This window comes from Peribacillus sp. NPDC058002 (assembly GCF_042886655.1).
Lineage (GTDB): Bacteria > Bacillota > Bacilli > Bacillales > DSM-1321 > Peribacillus > Peribacillus aracenensis.
The window spans coordinates 1-19,329 of the sequence record NZ_JBHVQU010000076.1 but is presented as its reverse complement, the minus strand read 5'-3'; the positions used below and the strand labels follow the sequence as shown (position 1 = coordinate 19,329).

Genomic DNA, 19,329 nt, shown 5'->3' with positions numbered 1-19,329 from the left:
TTTTTTCCATTTTGGCAAATACATCTACTGTGTACTCAAGGTGAAAAAAATCATCAAATCCCTTACTTGAGCTACCTACCCAGGTATACGGAAAATCTTTCAGTGTGATTTGTTCAATTCCCGATAATTGTTTCTTAAATTTTAACTTATCTACTGTTACGCTTAAATTCCAGGAATAATCTTTTTCATATTTATTTTGTTAAAATATACGGAAGAGGAACATCTTAAGGAAGTTAAGAAGTGGAAATGGATTAGAAATGATACCTATGCTACTTGGGCAGAACAGGATATGATTCTTTTTCACAAAATAGCAAGTAAATCCTACATTATAGCGAAAATAATTCTTATACTGTTATCCATCATTCCAGTTGTAATAGGTGCCTTCGCTTTATGGGTCTTTTTATCGTAAATTGACTCCTTATTCATCTAACAGGTGCGTTAGCTCCATAGGGCAAAAGAAGTCACAATAAGTGGTCCGACTATCCAAAAATAATTTAATATTGCAGCTCGAAATAAAAAGTATCATACCAAAAGACCAGCCTGATTTCAGACTGGTCTTCTGTTTTACTCACAACAAGAATTTTTTTTAATTTCCAATCTCGCTAAAACGGGACTGCCACAGCAAGAATTATCCTTTGTTTCAGTTGCTGGAATATCTGAATCGCAGCAACTGGAAGCGAGATTCACACTGCACACTCCTGTTTCAGGGAGTTCCAAATGCACTTCTTTTGCCCCCTCTACATCTCCTGTCAGATATGCCACCACGGAACGGACTTGTTCATAACCTGTCGCCAGTAAGAAGGTTGGTGCTCTTCCGTAACTCTTCATGCCAACAATGTAGAAGTTCTTTTCAGGGTGCCGTAATTCTTGTTCACCATGCGGCCGCACGGTTCCACAACTATGAATATTGGGATCAATTAACGGAGCAAGCGCTTCTATGCTTTCCACGGCTGAATCAAGGTTTATCCTTATTTCATTTAAAAAGGAAGTATCAGGTCTGAAGCCCGTACTCACAACGATTTCATCGATATCACCGAGTTTGAAGTTTTCTCCGTTTAGTTCTCCGACTACCGTGATTTTACCGTTTGTTGGAGTAACTCCGTTAATATGAAAGGGAGTAAGAATATGGATTCGTCCAGATTCCACTAATTGCTGAATTCTTATCCCCAGTTCTCCACGAGCCGCCAACCCGTCATTTTCTTGTCCGCCGTACACTTCATGGATCTGTTTTTTACGAAGAACCCAGTAGATCTTTGTATCCGTAAACTTTTGCTGTAAGGTGGCCAGATCCAATAGGGCATTGATGGCAGAATGGCCGCTTCCAATCACCACGGTCGTTTTATTTTGATATCTATTTTCTAGTTGTTCGACGTTTGGAATGCCATAGTGGATTTGATTGTGTAATTGTCTCTCCATATTCGTCCAGATTCCATTTGATAGGATGGGGTTTGGATTTGTCCAAGTACCTGATGAATCAATGACAGCTTTCGCTTCAATTACTGTTGTGTCACCATTCACTTCTACATACAGTTGAAAGGGAGCAGTGTCCCGTTTTCCTGTTTTTAATTTATCGTGAGCCTTTTTGGCAACACCGACTACTTTTGCTTGTAACATAATCTGTTCTTTTATTTCTGGAAGGTTACTTAGCGGCAAAAGGTATTCTTCTACCAATTCGTGACCTGTCGGCAAAGCTTTCTCGTCAGGTGACGTCCATCCAGCGTTCTCCAGTAATTCCTTTGCTGCTTGATCGATGTTATACTGCCAAGGAGAAAACATTCGAACGTGTCCCCACTCCAGCATACTTGAACCCACCGATTCCCCTGCTTCCAATACGATAAACTTTTCCCCTTTTTTTAGTAAATGAGCGGCCGCGGCCAGCCCCACAGGACCTCCTCCTATAATTGCTACGGGTAATGCGCTTTTATCAAATTGACTCATCCTGATTCCCTCCTATATTTTTATTTTTTTAAAAAAAGGTTGTATTTTGCAAGTATTCTCGAAAAATTATACTACCCCCATGGAGTAGTACAACATACCGAAGACTTCAGCATTCGATCATTAAGCAGTTGTAGAGAACGCACGACTGATTCCTTTTCAAATTCATTCATCGTCTTGAAAATCTCATTCAAGTAATCATTCATTTGCTGATCGATGGTTTGGTTGACTTTCACACCTTCATCGGTCAGAGAAAGGATAGAAATTCTCCTATCTTCCGCATCGGGAGTTTTTGTGACTAAATTTAATTTTATAAGGGATTGGATTTGTCGACTGAACGTCGTGATATCCGTTCCCAGGGTTTCTGCAATTTGCTGGATCGAAGCGTGGTTTTGTCGGTTTATTTCATACAGGATATGGCTTTGAACAAGGGATATCTCAATTCCATCTGCGCTGCAACAATTTTTATTCAATAATCCAAAACGTCTAGTTAAGAGTTGGAAGAGACCTCTAAGGTTTTCATTTTCCATTACTGTCACCTCACTTTTATTTATACGCTGATTATTTGCATTTTGCAACTATTTAATTCAACTATTTTTTATTTATCCTTTTAGTTTATTAAAAGCCGTCATGAAATTTCGGTGAGCTTGCTCGCCATAATAACACGCTTCGCCTTTAAAAAAATTGGTTTCAATGAATTCTTTTGCCTTTTCCACCACAGGTTCACGAGAAGCCAAAACCAGCTTGAAATAGGCATCAAAATAACCAACAGAAATACGCTTGAATGGTTCACTGTCATAATCCTCCTCCCCCCTAATTTTTATTTAAAGTAATTTCTCCATAGCCATCACATCGACAAATTCCCCGTCTAAAATTCCCTGGTTCTTAAACACTCCTACTTCGCGATACCCCCGTTTTTTGTACAATCCTTGACCCATCTGGTTAAAGGGAAAAGTGAATAACACAATTTTATTGAAATCATTTTCTTTTGCGAGCTTTTCGATGGATTGCAGCAATAAACCGCCAATCCCTTTTCCTCGGTGATCTCTTGAGATATAAACGGATAAATCCGCAACCCCTTTATAAGCATCGCGGCTGTTATATGGGTTTAAAGAAGACCATCCAACAATCTGCCCTTCATGCTCAGCGACAATGACCTTATATCGTCCCATGTGTTTGGCAAACCATTCCTCCATGTAGGTTTGGTCCTTCGTTTCAGTTTCTAACGTGGCAACCCGATCCTCAATCCCTTGATTGTAAGTTTCTTTGATGGAAACTATGTCCGTTTCCATCGCTTCACGAATGATCATACTTTTCCCCTCCGTTTGCTAAATGAGTTTTTTCAAAATTCTATAATCGGTTTATAACATTAATAGTTGCATATTACAAGTATAATTGATTCTTTATGCAAAGTAGCTCTTAACGAGTAATAGAGCTTGAAACAAGAAAACTGCCGAGTGATCGGCAGTTTTTTCTGCTTTATAAATATTTCCGGTGAATACCTTTTCCATCATAGGAAAACAGGACTTCTTTTCCTTCTATGACTGATTCCATATGAACGGAGCGGCCCCAGAGCTGATGGATATATGGCATGACTTTTTCGAGGTACTTCAGATCCAGTTCAATATCTTCATACCAATGCTTTAGATACAGTTCCCCATTGCGCATGAAGTCCCCATCATTTACTGTGATATACGGGAAACCGCCGTTAACCCTCATACTCACGAGTTGATCACGAACATGTTCCCATGCCTTATCGACGATTTTATAATCCTTGCCCTGCTTTTGGAATAAGTACATATCCTCCCGCATGACTAGATCTTTCGTCAAATAATTGCGGAGAAAGGAAATATCCGATTCGATTTCCCTGACTTCGAACATCTTTTCCCGGCCAGATCCAGGCTTGACACCCAGCTTGATCATTTCTTCAGTTGGATTATCATAGCGTTCTTCAATATCTTCAAGCACTTTCAATCCAAGATAATAAGGATTGATGCTGGTCCGTGATGGCTGAACGACGCCTGCGTTCAGTTTTGCGAATTCAATGGCTTCCCCTGAGGATAGATCCAATTCACGGATTATGCGCTGATGCCAGTAGGATGCCCAGCCTTCGTTCATGATTTTCGTTTCCAGCTGCGGCCAGAAATACAGCATCTCTTCCCTGATCATCGTCATGATATCCCGTTGCCAATCGGTTAAATCCCTGCTGTACTGTTCTATGAAAAGCATAATATCCTTTTCAGGCCTTGGCGGGAATTTTTTTCTCTTTTTAACGTTCGATTGCTTCGGTTTATCCTTTTTATCAAGGTTCCATAAATCATCGTATTGTGTGGCTGTCGGTTTTACTTCCTCTTCTTCTTCCTCATCTTCCATCGTCCAGGCAAGTTTCGGTCTCATCAGCGACGGATCGATATGTTCTTCAATGGCTAAAAGTGCATCGAGGAAGGTTTCCACTTCCTTTTTGCCATGCAGGATTTCATATTCACGGATTCTTTCTGCCGTTGCCGACATACTTTCTACCATATCCCTCTTAGTATTATTGAAACGGATATTATTCTTAAAGAAGTCACAATGCGCCAAAACGTGCGCAACAATCAATTTATTTTGTACAAGTGAATTGGAGTCCAGCAGAAAAGCGTAACAAGGATCAGAGTTAATGACCAGTTCATAGATCTTACTTAATCCAAAGTCGTACTGCAGCTTCATTTTATGAAATTGCTTCCCAAAGCTCCAATGAGAAAAACGGGTCGGCATCCCATAGGCACCAAATGTATAAATGATTTCTGAAGGGCAAATTTCATAACGCATCGGGTAAAAATCCAACCCGAACCCAGTTGCTATTTCTGTAATTTCACTAATGGCATATTCCAGAGCCTTTTGCTCCGCTTCATTCATCCGATATCCCCCTTGTCTTCCGCCTTTAAACTAATGTATGAAAAAAAGGAGGAAAAATGCCGTGATCATGAGTAAAGGTCCTCGATAACAGAAAAAAAACACCTCCATAAAAGAAGATGTCAGGCCAAATGTTTCATGCAGTTCTGCACTCAAACTTATGGATATTAAAATTTCACTAATTCCGTATTCACAGCCTCTTTTTTCGTTTTTGAACGGACCCAGGAAATGATGAGCGCTGCTATGATTACAAAACCTAAGTACCCTGTGATTGGGTATACCGTCCCAACCAATTCAATAAAGCCAACGAAACTTGCAAGGAACGCGAGGACCCCGACCATGATCACGGATATTTTAAAGCGTTTCGTTTCAGCAGGCACCAACCTGGCGGTGAATGCATACAGCATCCCGACAGCTGTATTATAAATCATTCCTAAAAGGATGATTGATAGGAGATATCCCAACCATGGAGAAATCTGATTTGCTAAATGAAGGGTAGGCATACCTGAGCTTTCTATGCCCTTCAAGTCGGACATCATCCCCAAATTGATCAAGAATAGCAAAATCCCCAATCCGATACCTCCTAGAACCCCTCCCATACCAGCCTCTTTCTTATTCTTGAGGGTCCCTCCCATTACGGCTAGCATGGCAATTCCGGCAGTCATATTATATGAAACATAAAGTAATGACCCCATCATCCAATTTCCGGTTGCTGCCGTCCCTTTACTTGAAGATGAAATGATTTGATTGAAACTTAGATCGGATGTAAAAAATGAATAACCTGAAATAATGATCATTATAACAAATAAAAACGGGGTTACGGCACTTATGATGGACATTATTTTGTTAACATTTAGTAAAAGAGTACCCATCGTGAGCACCGTCATGACGATTGCACCAACTATACCTGGAATCCCGAATTGTTCTTCAAAAATCGTTCCGGAACCGGCAATCATGATGACTGTAACGCCAAACAAGAAAAATGTAATAATAATATCGACCACCCTGCCTATATAGCGGCCACAAATATGATCGATGATGCTTTTATGGGAGCGTGTTTGGAAAGTGCTCCCCAATTGAGTAACTTGCATGCCTAAAAACGCGAATAAAGCTGTTGCCACCAAAATTCCCAATACACTGTAGATTCCAAAACTCGTGAAGAACTGTAATACTTCTTGTCCTGAAGCGAAACCTGCTCCAATGATGATTCCAATATAGGCACCTGCAAGATTTACACTGTTTTTCATATCACATACCACCTTAATTATATGATTATTCTGACAATTTAAGGTAAAAGAAATATCTTCCCTTTCATCATTATCCAGTTCTTTCAATCTCCTCCCTGCTTCAAGTTAACGGACCGAAGCCCATGAAGCTGGGAGGCTCTTTTATATTCAACTCTTATACATTTATCATTTGGTATATCTTTTACTATAGGAAGTGAATTCATCGACCGCAGCGTAATCGACTTCATAGCCAATGCCTGCCGCCTTTGGAACCGATATGACTCCACCTTCCACTGTAACCTCCGGTTGGATGATGTCTTTATGCCAATAATTCGTTGATGCTGCCGTATCACCAGGCATCGTGAAGTTATCAAGTGTTGTCAATGCGATATTATGGGCACGCCCCACACCAGATTCCAACATGCCTCCGCACCAAACCGGTACATTCCTTTCTTTACATAATTCATGTATTTTCATCGCTTCCGTTAAACCGCCAACCCTGCCGATCTTAATATTAATGATTTTACAGCTTCCCAATTCAAGGGCTTTTCTTGCATCTTCCACGGAATGTATGCTTTCATCCAAGCAAATCGGTGTTTTGATTTCCGCTTGTAATGTGGCATGATCGACAATATCATCTGATGACAAAGGCTGCTCGATCATCATTAAATCAAAAAGATCAAGCTGTTTCAGTAATTCGATGTCTTTCAGGCGGTAAGCGGAGTTTGCATCTGCCATGATCGGGACATCGGGATATCGGTTGCGCACTTCCCTGATTACATCTACATCCCAGCCTGGTTGGATTTTCATTTTTATTCTTTTATACCCATCCTTCAATCCAGCTTCTATCTTCGCCAGTAATTCAGGTACCGTTTTTTGGATGCCGATACTGATCCCAACATCGATTTTTTCCAGTTCCCCGCCTAAAGCCATGCTTAATGGGATATTATTTTCTTTTGCGTATAAATCCCAGATGGCTCCCTCGATTGCCGATTTCGCCATATTATTCTTACGAATATGCGAGAACATATCCGATACATCACGGGGATGCTCTATTTCTTTATCCAATACAAGCGGTATCAGGAAATCCTCCAGCATGGTCCAATTGGTTTTTATGGTTTCTTCGTTATACCAAGGTGCTGAAAACGCCACAGATTCAGCCCAACCTGAAAGCCCCTCTCCATTTTTCACTTCCACAAGAATGAACTCCTTATCCACAAACGTTCCAAAGCTTGTTGTAAAGGGAGCTACCAAATCCATATTTAAATGACGTAAACGCACTTCTGTTATTTTCATCCCGATTCCCCTCTTATTCTTGTTTTTTTAATAAATAGTTTTGAATAATTTCACCTTGTTCCCGTTCAATCCCGGCTGCAACATATCCTTTGGCAAAAAGCTTTTTGAATAATTCACCGGTTTTTAACCGCCAATCAATCGCAAGGCTGAGATCAGTCTTTTTGATTTGTTGAATATCTGTCGGAATGGGTATGGCGATCACCTCTGAATTGCTTTCAAAATGATAATCCTTGATGTAAGGAAAGCCTTGGTCATTCATTCCTGTCGTTACGATGTGTGTGGCTTTATCTGGAAGCGGAGTATCTTCCTTTGCTTCCTGGCGTATATTCCATTCCACCATGAATCGATCAGTGGACAATCCTTCATTTAGGGTATCATTCATATTTCCATAACAATCATCCATATAGGTAGAGCAAACAGCTTTTAGCTTACCGATGTTCAAGTTTGCATTCACACTTTCCAATGGATCATACGTCCATGTGATCAAGTCGTAACCTTTTTTCAGTGCTTCTTCTTTTTGCGCAAGTTTAAGTAATCTGCCGTAGCCCTTCTTTTGATGGGCCGGATGGATTGCTAACATATGTGAACAAAGATATGACCTTCCATCCTTGAAACCCGGAAAACTGTATTGAAACCCGACTAACTGGCCATTGATGTAGCCGCCTAAAACAAGCCCGCCGTTTTTGACTGCCGTAATCGTCTGATGGATGGGAACGCAATCCATGCCCCATACAAGGACTTCCAGTCGCTGCACTTCTTGTAAATCCTCAAGTGTTGATAGTGATTTAATGATTAGTTCATCAGTCATGTAAGTGTCCCCCCTCCCCATATTTCTCAAAAGTCAGTATGATGGCTTTGGCCAGGATTTCAATCCCCGATAACAAAGCATCTTTGTTGAACGTCATGTTCGGATGATGGAGCCCTGGTGCCAAATCACAGCCCAATCCAAGCATCGTCGCTTTCAGTTCAGGTCTTTTCAACGTATAAAAATGAAAATCCTCTCCTCCTGTCGTAATGACAGGCGCTACCAGATTTTCTTCCCCGATTGTATCGGCTATCGCTTCAGACATTATGTCCTGGGCTTGATCGTTCACGGTTGCTGCGGCAACATTGGTTCCCGGTTCGAGTTTCACTTCGACTCCATGGACAATCGCCAAAGATTCTGCAACCTTCTCCACCTTCTTGGTGAGCTCTTCCATCATTGCATTATCCTGTGCCCGTAAATCCAATGAGAAAGTGGCTCTCCCAGGGATGATATTTGAGCTTTCCCCTCCAGCAAAAAACTGGGTCATTTTTGCCGAATAAGGGATGGATGGATTGAGATGGATACCATTCAACAAAGTGATGAAGGCTGCTCCTATCTCGATGGCATTTTGCCCTTGATGCGGTCTGGCCCCATGTGCATCAGTCCCCGCTATTTCTCCTTTAATGAACTGAGCGGCACCATGGACAATGGCTGGTGCCGCTTGCCCATCCTTCACTTCCTCAACCGGTCTTAAGTGCACCCCATAAAGGAAATCGACATCATCCAATACTTTTTCTTCAATCATCTTCAAGGCGCCCGTACCTTTTTCTTCAGCAGGCTGAAAAATGAATTTAAGTTTGCCTCTTGGATGGAAGTCCATTTCTTTCAATACCAGGAATACTCCAAGTGCCAAGGTCATATGCCCATCGTGTCCACAGGAATGATTGGCTTGAAACGTCCCATCCACCTCCTGCCAAAGTGCATCGATATCCGATCGTAACCCTACCGTGAAATCCCCATCCCCGATTTCCCCAATCACTCCTGTACAGTCCTTGAATGTTTTCACCGCACACTGATTTTCCGTTAAAATATTTGAAATGAAAGCTGTCGTATTCACTTCATTCCAACTCGTTTCAGGATGCGCGTGTAAATGCTCAAAGATATCGAGTATACGAGGCCTTAATTTTTCGATAGATTGTGTGATATCCATTTCTGTCTCCCCCTTGTATCCCGGTTTAATCGGCTTGTTCACCGAACTGATGGAAATTTAATCTCTCAAAAGAAAAATTCGTCTTGATTGAACGCATCATATATAGCTTTTCTTTCTTTGAAACCCTGTTCGTCCTTAATCGATACACCAGCTACTAAACTATTCAATAATGAGAATAACACCGGTGCCGTATCGATAGTGGAAGTCCTGGGTGTTGAAATGGGCAATAATATGTCAGCGTATTCAGCAATTGGAGCCAATTCAGAATCTGTAACACCAATTACAAATGCACCCGCTTTTTTTGCCATTTCCGTGATTTTCACAGTCTCTTTAACATAACGGTGAAAAGAAATGGATACGAAAACGGAATTTTCAGTCATTTTATTCAACAGTAAAAATATATCATCTGTATCAGGCCTATATAAATGGACCTCTTCCCTAACAAGCCTCAGCGTAAAGGTTAACCAATGTGCTGCCGAAAATGATAACCGGTGTCCGGATATCAAAACATTGTCAGCTGCCGCCAATTTATCAACTGTTTTGGAGAAATCTTCATTTGATAAATTATTCATTGTCTTTTCAATGCTGATGATATCTTGCCCCATCACCTGAGCCATGAAGTTTGGCTGATTCGCGGCTTCAAGTTTTGAAGAATGATATTCATTCAAACTGCTGCTCTCGTATATCAATTGATTGCGAATAAGTTTTTGAAGTTCCGCATATCCACTTAACCCCAATGAATAGCAAAAGCGGATGATGGTCGTTTCACTCACCCCTATATCCTTACCGAGCTCTTGAGCTGAAGTGACTGCAAATGTATGTGAATGCACTAACAAGTATTTTGCTACCTTTTTTTGACCAGTGGATAAACTAGGGAATACTTCTTTAACCTTTTGCTGTAAATCCATAAAACATCCCCTCTGAAGCAAGATATGAATCCAATACTTTTTATATGACAATATGAAGTTATCACTTCATCAATAATAGTGAGTATTTTATCACGGGACTTCCAATAAAACAATAATATTCTGAATTTTTAATAAAAAAGAAGGAGCAATATCATTCAATCACTCAAAAAACCACGAAGATGGACTCCGTGGTTTTTCTTAATCTTATTTTTTATGGCGCTTTGCATAGCCACAGCGTTTACATAATTCTTCAACTGCACATCTTCTTGAAAAACCATCGTACATATTTTTCGCCCGTTCACCATTTAAAATGTCTTCAAGTGATGTTTCGAATATATTTCCAAGCGGTATTTTCCCTTCACTATCCAAGCAACAAGGTACCACTGTACCATCCACCAAGATGCCTAACTGATCTCTAAGGGCATAGCAGAAAATATTTTCATCGATAATGTCACGGTCCAATTCCGGCCACTCGAATTTTTCGGCCATGTTTATATAAACCCGGTCCTTCAACTTAATATTATTCTTTTGCTGAAGAGCTTCACTTAAGCGAATGTCCAATGAAAGCTTCTCCTCCAGCATGCTAAGAATATCGTCGTTCAGGCCATTACTCGCTTTTAATTCAGCCGTATCCATATTCCATAAACGAATGGCACAAATCACTTCGCTTTTTTCATTTGCTTCATTTATGAAATCGGCAATATTACTGACATAAGAATCAAGACTATTGCTCGTATCGTTTGCCTCAAAGCTATGAAGTGAAATATTCACCTGCCGAAGGGCTTTTTTGGAGAGCAGCTTGTCTTTGACCTTTTGAATCAAAGTACCGTTCGTTGTAATATTAACCTTCAGGTCATTTTCAGCACTGATATCCAGGAATGTACCCAAATTTTTATTTAAAAATGGTTCACCCATCAGATGAAAATAAATATGATCGGTGTGTGGTTTGATTTTCTTGATTACATCCGTAAACCCTTCAGGATCCATGAATTTCAGGGTCCTTTGCAAGCTGGAACTTGGACAAAAATTACACTTCAAATTACATATATTCGTAATTTCCACATAAACTTTCTTAAACCTTCTCATTTTCTAATACCCCTACAATCAAGCTTATTGTTTCAATCTGATACTAACTATACTGGTTAGCTGCTCATAAATGCAATGAAAACTTCATGGCAGCTGAACGGATGTGAATCACTTTCAATTAACAACTAATCCGGTATTCACCATTTTCCAGACAACCTATAAAAGAAATCAGAAAAAAACATCTTCTCGAGGTGAAGATGTCCCGTAAGATGCCTACCTAGAATTTTCCGTTTGTTCTGACCTCACTTCTCTTTTTGCTCCGTGACCTTCAAACTAAGTAATTTTTCATTTTTCAAATCATGTTGTACGGTCACGATGACATTGAACTTCTGACCTTTGTCATCGACCAAAAATCTGAAAACGTCTTCGACGAGATTTTTCGATACAGTTTTTCTGCCCTTATATTCGTAATCATTAATCTCAACTTCAGGATAATCTGCCTGCACAACTGTAATTGCAATCTTTCCGTATTTTTCGTAATCTGGTTTTTGGGCCTGTGCTGAAATGGCACCTGCTTGCATGATCAAAAAAATCCCCATTAGCAACACGCTGACTTTTTTCAAAATCTTTTCCTCCTTATACTTTCCGCTTAGTATTATTATGTAAAATTGTTCAGTTGTTATGCAGCTGCTCCGCTTCTTTTACAAGCATGATTCCAACCAATCGATTCCTTTTCCACTCCTCAGGAAACACAGCCAACGGCGGATTGGTTTCATCCACTAAATAACTAAGCTCGATCGTCATTCCCGGGCGGCGGAATTCAGTGATGAACCAATCCGTAAATCCGCTTCCTACCGCTTCTTTTTCCGGAAAAGTCAGTTCATATCCAGTCAATTCGGCAGTTTTTTTGGCAATTCCATAATCCCTCGCCATATTTTTCCGTTTGTTTTTGTAATGCCAAAAGATTTCCCTTCCTGAGGTATGGTAGGAAACAGCAATAAGGGGATCGATCTCCTTCGTGAAGTCCGTAAGCGCTTTTACTTCAGCTGCTTCTAATGGTTTTCCGCCTTTATAAAATTGATACGTTGGTTTTGTTTCATCACTCATGACTTCTTGCCATCCAGCCGGATACTGCCTATTTAAATCAATGCCTTTAGCGTTGGCTTTCCACCTGGACCAATTCCTGCTAAATCGGTTCATTTTCCATACTGCAGCCTTTTCAAAAACATTTAAGTTGGAGAGATCTCCTTGCTGGATGCTTACTCCATCTGGATTCAGCATCGGAATGAACCAGATGCTCACTTCATCTAATGATTCCGTCCGGTATTCTCCAACTGGTTTGCCCGCTTGATAGGCGGCTGCATACTCTTCAAGCATGCGCATTAAAAGTATGGAACTGAGCCATTCCCTTCCATGATGTGATCCCACCAGCAAAATCGATCTTTTTCCTTTTCCTAATTTGACTGCCTTTATATTTTTCCCTTTTTCAGTTTGCCCAATTATTTTAACGTTAACTTCATACTGCTTTTGGATTCCCTGCAGATCCATTTCCATCTGTTCAGGGGAATACACTTTTGCCGCCAGCGATGGTTCAGGAAAAAAAAGCAGCACTAACATTCCTATTACCAGTATTTTCCTCATGCACTCACCTTTTATTTTTATTCAGGAAAAAAGCAACAACCGCGGTCCAAATACATCGCCACTTATTGTAAGGAAATGTTCTTTCATATCTGAACAAAATACAAATAGCTCCTTATTAAGGGGGAGAAGAACATGAGGATTGCGGATTATGATCAGGCATTGTTTCACACACACCGTTCTGATTGGGACAGCTTGTTAGTATTGATGGTTCGAACGAAAGATCACTTTCTTTCGAAAAAAATAGAACATTTTTTGCATGCTTACAGGTTTGAGCATGATTATCAAATCATCCAATCCCAGCTGTATGCACTGCTTCGCTATCTGGATCATGCGGCAGAACAAACAAGTGATTATTTAAGTGAACTTCCAAGCTAAAATCAACTATAGTTTTTGCAAAACGGGAAAATTTATACAAGAGGATTAATTATCGGGGATATAACTTTGGCTGGTGAAACCCTATAAACAAGGAAGGGTCAGGTATTTAAATACCTGACCCCCATTTTCATTATTTTTTCATTGCAGTATATGAAGTTGCATACATTTTAAGCTCTTCAATCATACCTTCTACAAGGACGGCAGATTCTTCAAATAAACCATCATTTTCGTAATCGAAGCAATGTGGATCAAGCACCAATTGTTTAGCGATCACATTTGCATAAAGGCTTCGACCCACTGTCCTCATGGAATTCAAGGCGTTGATTCCACCTTTACCTCCGCCGGAGACAGCCAAAAGTGCAACTGGTTTATGCGTGAATTGCTCACTGCTTAGAAAATCCAAGGCATTTTTCAAGGCTCCGCTCATGGAACCATGATATTCCGGAGTGGTCAGGATTACGCCATCCGCTTCCTCGATGCTTTTCCGAAGACCTTGAATCACATCCAATTGATATTGCTCACCTTCACCTGAATATAAAGGGATTTCACTATTGCTTAAATCAATAAGTTCCGCTCCGTATTTCTTGGATATGTAGCGTGAGGCTATCCCCGTACGCCCTTGTTTACGTGGTGAACCGTTAATGATTACTAATTTCATGAATTTATACCTCCATTATTCCCGATGTTTTCCGAGATCAGTCGCCAATACAGTATACCAAACCGGAAACGGAATTTCCTAGAGTTTTGATCATTCATGCTGCTGAAAATTTCCCATCACAAAAAACGAAAGACCGAAAAGGGTCTTTCGTTTAGCTTTCATATATTTAAACCAACGCCTCAATCTTGCTCATGAAATCTTCCATGACTCCCGATAACTTGGACTCAGCTTCTGTCATTGATTTACCTTGGACACCGAAATAGAATTTAATTTTCGGTTCAGTGCCAGAAGGACGGAGGCAAACCCATGTACCATCTTCAAGGAAATACTTCAATACATTTGATTTCGGAAGTTCGATCAAATCTTCATCATTCGAAAGTAATGTACGCTTTTTGCTGCGTTGATAGTCTTCTTCAGCAACTACCGGAATGCCAGCTATTCGGGAAGGGGGATTTTGACGGAATTGATTCAATATTCCAGAAATCTGTTTCGCTCCCTCTATGCCCTTTAAAGTCAATGAACGCAATCCTTCCAAGTAATAGCCGTATTTTTCAAACACATTCAGTAACCCTTCATATAGTGTCAATCCCTGCTTTTTATAATGAGCACAGACTTCAACAGCCAGCACTGCGGCTTGAATGGCATCCTTATCACGTGCAAAGTCTTTAATCAGGTAACCGTAGCTTTCTTCGTATCCGAACAAAAAGCTATTTTCCCCGCTTACATGATATTGATTTATTTTCTCGGCGATGAACTTAAACCCGGTAAGTACATCAACCGTCTTCAAGCCATATGACTCGGCAATCGCCCGACCGATTTCTGAAGTGACGATGGTTTTTAAGACGACTCCATTTTGAGGAATCTTCCCTTTTTCATTTTTCTGGGACAGTAAATAGTCCAGGAAAAGTGCACCTGTTTGATTTCCAGTCAGGACAACATATTGACCTACTTCGTTTTTCACGGCAATTCCAAGCCGATCGGCATCTGGGTCAGTTGCGATCAATAAATCCGCTTCCACTTTGTTTCCAAGTTCGATGGCCATTTCAAATGCAGCTGGTTCCTCAGGATTTGGTGACTTAACTGTCGAAAAATCCGGATCTGGTAATTCCTGCTCCTTGACGATATGCAAATTTTGATACCCTAAGCTTTGCAGTGCGCGCCTGACGGATTTATTGGCCGTTCCATGAAGCGGTGTAAAGACGATTGACACATCTATTTCCTCGGCAAGCTGCGGATTCTCGGGAACTGTGAGCAACTCACGGTTATATGCCGCATCCAATTCCTCCCCGACCATTTCGATGAGGCCCTTCCTTTTAAGGATACCAGCTTCTTCAATCTGAATTTCAAGCTCATTTTCAATGGCATTCACGTAGCTGATCACTTGATCGGCTGCTTCCGGGGGTAATTGTGCCCCATCCTGCCCATAAACCTTGTAACCATTATATTCAGGCGGATTGTGGCTTGCCGTGATGACGATTCCAGCAAAAGCATTCAACTCGCGAACCGCAAATGACAATTCCGGAGTCGGACGCAATTCATCGAATAAATAAGCCTTCACACCAAATGTAGCCAAGGTCTTAGCTGCTTCGAGTGCAAATTCCGGGGACTTATGCCTCGAATCATAAGCGATCACAGCCCCTCTTCCTTTTGCTTCTTCCCCAAACGAAGAGATATATTGAGCCAACCCAACCGTAGCCTTCCTTACAGTGTAAAGATTCATCCGGTTCGTTCCCGCTCCGATTTCCCCACGCATCCCGCCTGTTCCAAATTCTAAATTTTTATAAAAGGCATCTTCGAGTTTTGCTTCATCCCGCTGCATTTCCTCAAGGAGGACACGTAATTCCCCATTTAAATTCTGGTACCCTGCCCATGTGGTATATAAAGATTTCCAATCCATCTCCAACATCTCCTCCCAACGCCTTATTAGTAATGATTATGTATCTTCCTTACATATACAAAATTATCATATTTATTCCAATAAATGAAGTAAAGGCTCGTAATGAAAAGAACCACCTCTAGCGTTCTTCACATCACGAGCTCTTTTACCTCTTTATTTTTCGCCATCTTTGTAATGCAGATTGTATATATCATGGCGGCGATCTTTCAATTGCCTTACAGTACCGGACTGTCGCTCCCGCCTTAAGATCTCCAAATCAACATCGCCAATCAGGACCATCTCAAGGTTCGGGCTGGTTTCCCCGACTATGCCATCACGCGCAAATTCGAAATCCGATGGAGCGAAGATTCCCGATTGGGCATACTGAATATCCATATTTTCCGTTTGCGGAAGATTCCCGACCGTTCCGGAAATGACGGTATAAATTTGGTTTTCCACGGCACGGGCCTGAGCACAATAACGAACTCGCAGGTAGCCTTGCCTGTCTTCCGTACAAAATGGAGTGAATATGATTTTGGCTCCCATGTCGGTAGCAATCCGGGCGAGTTCCGGAAACTCAATATCATAACAAATCTGTATGGCGATTTTTCCACAGTCCGTATCAAAGACTCGAACGCGGTCACCAGCGTTAATTCCCCACCATTTTCTTTCATTTGGTGTGATATGAATTTTATATTGCTTTTCAATCGTTCCATCGCGACGGAATAAATAAGCGATATTATAGATATTATCATCATCTTCTTTTACGAAATGGGAGCCGCCGATGATATTGACGTTATACCTTACAGCTAAAGTGGTAAACAATTCAATGTACTGCTCCGTGAAATCCGACAGTTTCCGTACAGCCAAGCTTGGTGATCTTTCATTCAAGAAAGACATCAGCTGGGTGGTGAATAATTCCGGGAACACGGCGAAATCCGCATTGGCATCCGAAGCAACGTCGGTAAAATACTCGACTTGGTTAGCGAAGTCTTCGAATGAATCGATTTTACGCAGCATGTACTGCACGACGCAAACCCTTACCGGTTCTGATGTTTTATAATAACGTTTTGTTTTCGGTTGATAATCGACGTTATTCCACTCCATGAGCGTAGCATACTTATTCGATTGCAGATCATCCGGTAAATAATTCGGATTGATCCTCATAAGCGTGAACCCATTTAAAAGCTGGAACGAAAGAACCGGATCATATATTTTATGCAATTGCACTTCTTTCACATATTCCCTTGGTAACAGTTCATCCGCATGTTTATGGTAATTGGGGATCCTGCCGCCGATAATGATGCTTTTTAAATTCAAATGGGCAACAAGTTCTTTTCGTGAATCATATAGTCTTTGACCTATTTTCATCCTGCGGAATTTAGGATGGACCATGACCTCGATCCCATATAAATTATAACCGTCCGGATTATGATTCGTGATGTATCCATTATCTGTTACATCATCCCATGTATGTCGGTCATCATATTCGTCAAAATTAATAATGAGACTGGAACATGAGCCAATCACTTTTCCATCATATTCAGCCACAAACTGTCCTTCCGGAAAAATTGCCAGATGACTCTCAAGCTGATCTCGCTTCCAGGGAACCATTCCAGGAAAGCAACTCGACTGCAAAGCAATTATTTCATCTATGTCTCCTAGCCTCATATTACGTATTTCCATTATTTTTTCATATTTATGCAGGTCCAAATTGGGCATTTTCCTCATACTCCTTTAATCTCTTCCATAAGAATTATACCCCTTATTCAAAAATTAAAACAACTGAACCTACCCATGTATTTCAAAATTGCATGGATAAAAACCATACTCAATCCCCGATAAAAAGAATATATATTTTACAGACCCCGTCCATACATACTATACTTTTCATGAGAGCAAAAAGAGATGGGGAAGAGGAACCATGAACAAGACTATTTGCAATGGGGAAAACCTATTAACTTTGGCCTTGGCTGCTCCATCATTGCTATGTTTGGAAGCTTTTATTTCTCTGAAATTAAGCAAAATGAACCGTTTGCGCTCTGTTGGTATCAGCGACGTATCCTTTTACGATCATTTTAGGAATTGCAATCATTCGATAAGATCATTGGATTTGCTTACCAGGATAGTAACAGCATCGGTGCATACATTTTCACGTATCATTATTTTGCAAAGGTTTCATTCTTTCCCGAACACACCCTTGCATGAGGAAGGGTTCCATGTACAGGACAATATATAAACGTATTGGTTTCATCACCATCACGTTCTAGCCTTGACTGCATTCGTCATTATTATTTACATCGTATGGACAAGATCCAAGGAGGTTGCAGGTTAATGAAGAAAATGGCTATATTTTTAGTGATAATCGTCGCCCTTTTTGTCCTGCTGGGCGTTTTTACAAACATGAAAAAAGAAGAAAAATCAAAAGGAAATCCATACGGCAAGGATAAGCTTAAACCTGCCACTGTCGATCAGCTGGATGACCCCAATTATCAAAATTTGATCCTTCCTGTAGAGTTGGAGAAGGACCTCCAAGATAGTAAAGACGTGACCGTTTATTTCTATAGTCCTACGAATTCAACCAGTCAAAAAACCACGCCAGTCGTAGCACCTTTGGCCGAGAAGTTGGGTATTGATCTTGTTCAATTCAATCTTTTGGAGTTTGAACAAGGATGGAGCGATTATGGCATCAAAAAGACCCCGACCATCGTTCACTATAAAAATGGTGAAGAACAAGAGCGAATCGTCGGTTTTAATGATGAAGTAACGTTCGAGAAATGGTTCGAGGACCATGATATTAATTAAGAATGAAAAAATGAGCCGGCCCTAACGGAAATGCTTCTCCCGTTATAGCCGGCTCGTTTTTTTTACCCTATACTAAATATTGATTCGCCACCTGGATGTCCATCATCTGCATATCATTATTCGCTTCTTGGTTTATACTTGAAAAATGGTCATAATAAAAGGGGAAGAATATTCCGCATTCATTCAATAGTGTGATGTTATGTTGGAACAATTCTTCAGATTTAGATTCCATCATTATAAAATCTTCTCTCTTTTGTTTGTCTAATATCGACATAAGAACTTGAAGGCATGTCATTACTTGAAATGCGTCTCTTAATGTTGCCAAGTAAGTAACAGAACTTTGATTGGGTTCTAAAACGCCAATCTCGCGAAAATGAAGAATTTCACTTTCCGTAAAGTATGTTGGAAATACAGATTCGTAGAAACGAGAAACGAGACTCGCTATTTCTTGCTCTTGTTCTTCAGTTGAAGAAAAGACCGTCTTCACTAAAAAAACCACCTTTTTTCAGATCCGTTAGACCTATCTATTATATGTATATTCTAGGACAAGCGATTTCTTTCCCAATAGAATAACATAAATTTTGTAAAAAATATGTGGTAATTTCCACCACGAAAACTTCAGCAATAGGTCCAAGGTTACTTTTTTCATAATTTATCTTTAATTATTATATATTTTTTTCATTTAAATAAAACCAAAGTAGTCGAAAGTAGGAGTTTAATTGGAAAATTTTAAATC

18 protein-coding genes are annotated in these 19,329 nt (G+C 40.4%); 2 read left to right on the top strand and 16 right to left on the bottom strand.

The window, feature by feature from the left end; translation table 11 throughout:
* Nucleotides 1–564: 564 nt before the first annotated feature.
* The 12 genes from ACFVSH_RS14550 to ACFVSH_RS14495 form a co-directional block, all read right to left on the bottom strand.
* Complete coding sequence (locus tag ACFVSH_RS14550; RefSeq protein ID WP_387596761.1) at nt 565–1,938, bottom strand: FAD-dependent oxidoreductase; 1,374 nt, start codon at nt 1,936–1,938, stop codon at nt 565–567.
* Nucleotides 1,939–2,009: 71 nt separating this feature from the next.
* Nucleotides 2,010–2,465, bottom strand: a complete 456-nt coding sequence (locus ACFVSH_RS14545) for a MarR family winged helix-turn-helix transcriptional regulator (RefSeq protein ID WP_387596764.1) — start codon at nt 2,463–2,465, stop codon at nt 2,010–2,012.
* 294 nt (nt 2,466–2,759) lie between these two features.
* The gene (locus ACFVSH_RS14540; RefSeq protein WP_387596767.1) at nt 2,760–3,245 is read right to left on the bottom strand and encodes an arsinothricin resistance N-acetyltransferase ArsN1 family A; all 486 of its coding nucleotides are present in this window, start codon (nt 3,243–3,245) and stop codon (nt 2,760–2,762) included.
* Between the two features lie 169 nt (nt 3,246–3,414).
* Nucleotides 3,415–4,830: a SpoVR family protein gene (locus ACFVSH_RS14535; protein WP_387596770.1), complete on the bottom strand. Its 1,416-nt coding sequence runs from the start codon at nt 4,828–4,830 to the stop codon at nt 3,415–3,417.
* Nucleotides 4,831–4,994: 164 nt separating this feature from the next.
* The gene (locus ACFVSH_RS14530; protein WP_387706553.1) at nt 4,995–6,074 is read right to left on the bottom strand and encodes a YkvI family membrane protein; all 1,080 of its coding nucleotides are present in this window, start codon (nt 6,072–6,074) and stop codon (nt 4,995–4,997) included.
* A 165-nt stretch (nt 6,075–6,239) separates the two neighbouring features.
* Nucleotides 6,240–7,349, bottom strand: coding sequence for an o-succinylbenzoate synthase (gene menC, locus ACFVSH_RS14525; protein ID WP_387706551.1), 1,110 nt, complete (start codon nt 7,347–7,349; stop codon nt 6,240–6,242).
* Nucleotides 7,350–7,362: 13 nt separating this feature from the next.
* Nucleotides 7,363–8,157: a GNAT family N-acetyltransferase gene (locus ACFVSH_RS14520; protein ID WP_387596779.1), complete on the bottom strand. Its 795-nt coding sequence runs from the start codon at nt 8,155–8,157 to the stop codon at nt 7,363–7,365.
* Nucleotides 8,150–9,304, bottom strand: coding sequence for a M20 peptidase aminoacylase family protein (locus ACFVSH_RS14515; RefSeq protein WP_387596782.1), 1,155 nt, complete (start codon nt 9,302–9,304; stop codon nt 8,150–8,152). Before ACFVSH_RS14515 ends, ACFVSH_RS14520 begins: the two co-directional genes overlap by 8 nt.
* Before the next feature lie 65 nt (nt 9,305–9,369).
* Nucleotides 9,370–10,212 (bottom strand): MurR/RpiR family transcriptional regulator, encoded by an 843-nt coding sequence (locus ACFVSH_RS14510; RefSeq protein WP_260284408.1) that lies wholly within the window; start codon nt 10,210–10,212, stop codon nt 9,370–9,372.
* Nucleotides 10,213–10,416: 204 nt separating this feature from the next.
* Nucleotides 10,417–11,298, bottom strand: coding sequence for a radical SAM/SPASM domain-containing protein (locus tag ACFVSH_RS14505; protein WP_192203482.1), 882 nt, complete (start codon nt 11,296–11,298; stop codon nt 10,417–10,419).
* Nucleotides 11,299–11,540: 242 nt separating this feature from the next.
* Entirely contained in the window at nt 11,541–11,861 is a 321-nt protein-coding gene (locus ACFVSH_RS14500) for a DUF3889 domain-containing protein (RefSeq protein ID WP_387706548.1), read from the bottom strand.
* A gap of 49 nt (nt 11,862–11,910) precedes the next feature.
* The gene (locus ACFVSH_RS14495) at nt 11,911–12,879 is read right to left on the bottom strand and encodes a M14 family zinc carboxypeptidase (RefSeq protein ID WP_387596794.1); all 969 of its coding nucleotides are present in this window, start codon (nt 12,877–12,879) and stop codon (nt 11,911–11,913) included.
* A gap of 132 nt (nt 12,880–13,011) precedes the next feature.
* Between ACFVSH_RS14495 and ACFVSH_RS14490 the strand changes: the two genes are divergently transcribed.
* Nucleotides 13,012–13,254: a YhdB family protein gene (locus tag ACFVSH_RS14490; protein ID WP_260284405.1), complete on the top strand. Its 243-nt coding sequence runs from the start codon at nt 13,012–13,014 to the stop codon at nt 13,252–13,254.
* A gap of 130 nt (nt 13,255–13,384) precedes the next feature.
* Here ACFVSH_RS14490 and ACFVSH_RS14485 read toward each other — a convergent pair whose 3' ends face one another.
* The 3 genes from ACFVSH_RS14485 to ACFVSH_RS14475 form a co-directional block, all read right to left on the bottom strand.
* Nucleotides 13,385–13,912 carry an NADPH-dependent FMN reductase gene (locus ACFVSH_RS14485; protein ID WP_387596796.1) on the bottom strand — a complete coding sequence of 176 codons (528 nt, stop codon included), beginning with the start codon at nt 13,910–13,912 and terminating at the stop codon, nt 13,385–13,387.
* A gap of 166 nt (nt 13,913–14,078) precedes the next feature.
* Nucleotides 14,079–15,809, bottom strand: a complete 1,731-nt coding sequence (locus ACFVSH_RS14480) for a phospho-sugar mutase (RefSeq protein ID WP_387706546.1) — start codon at nt 15,807–15,809, stop codon at nt 14,079–14,081.
* Between the two features lie 153 nt (nt 15,810–15,962).
* Nucleotides 15,963–17,510 (bottom strand): carbon-nitrogen hydrolase family protein, encoded by a 1,548-nt coding sequence (locus tag ACFVSH_RS14475; RefSeq protein WP_192203477.1) that lies wholly within the window; start codon nt 17,508–17,510, stop codon nt 15,963–15,965.
* A gap of 612 nt (nt 17,511–18,122) precedes the next feature.
* Between ACFVSH_RS14475 and ACFVSH_RS14470 the strand changes: the two genes are divergently transcribed.
* Nucleotides 18,123–18,593, top strand: a complete 471-nt coding sequence (locus ACFVSH_RS14470) for a thioredoxin family protein (protein WP_192203476.1) — start codon at nt 18,123–18,125, stop codon at nt 18,591–18,593.
* Nucleotides 18,594–18,660: 67 nt separating this feature from the next.
* On the opposite strand, the gene ACFVSH_RS14465 is transcribed toward ACFVSH_RS14470, so the two are convergent.
* Nucleotides 18,661–19,080 carry a DUF5365 family protein gene (locus ACFVSH_RS14465; protein ID WP_387706544.1) on the bottom strand — a complete coding sequence of 140 codons (420 nt, stop codon included), beginning with the start codon at nt 19,078–19,080 and terminating at the stop codon, nt 18,661–18,663.
* Nucleotides 19,081–19,329: the final 249 nt, after the last annotated feature.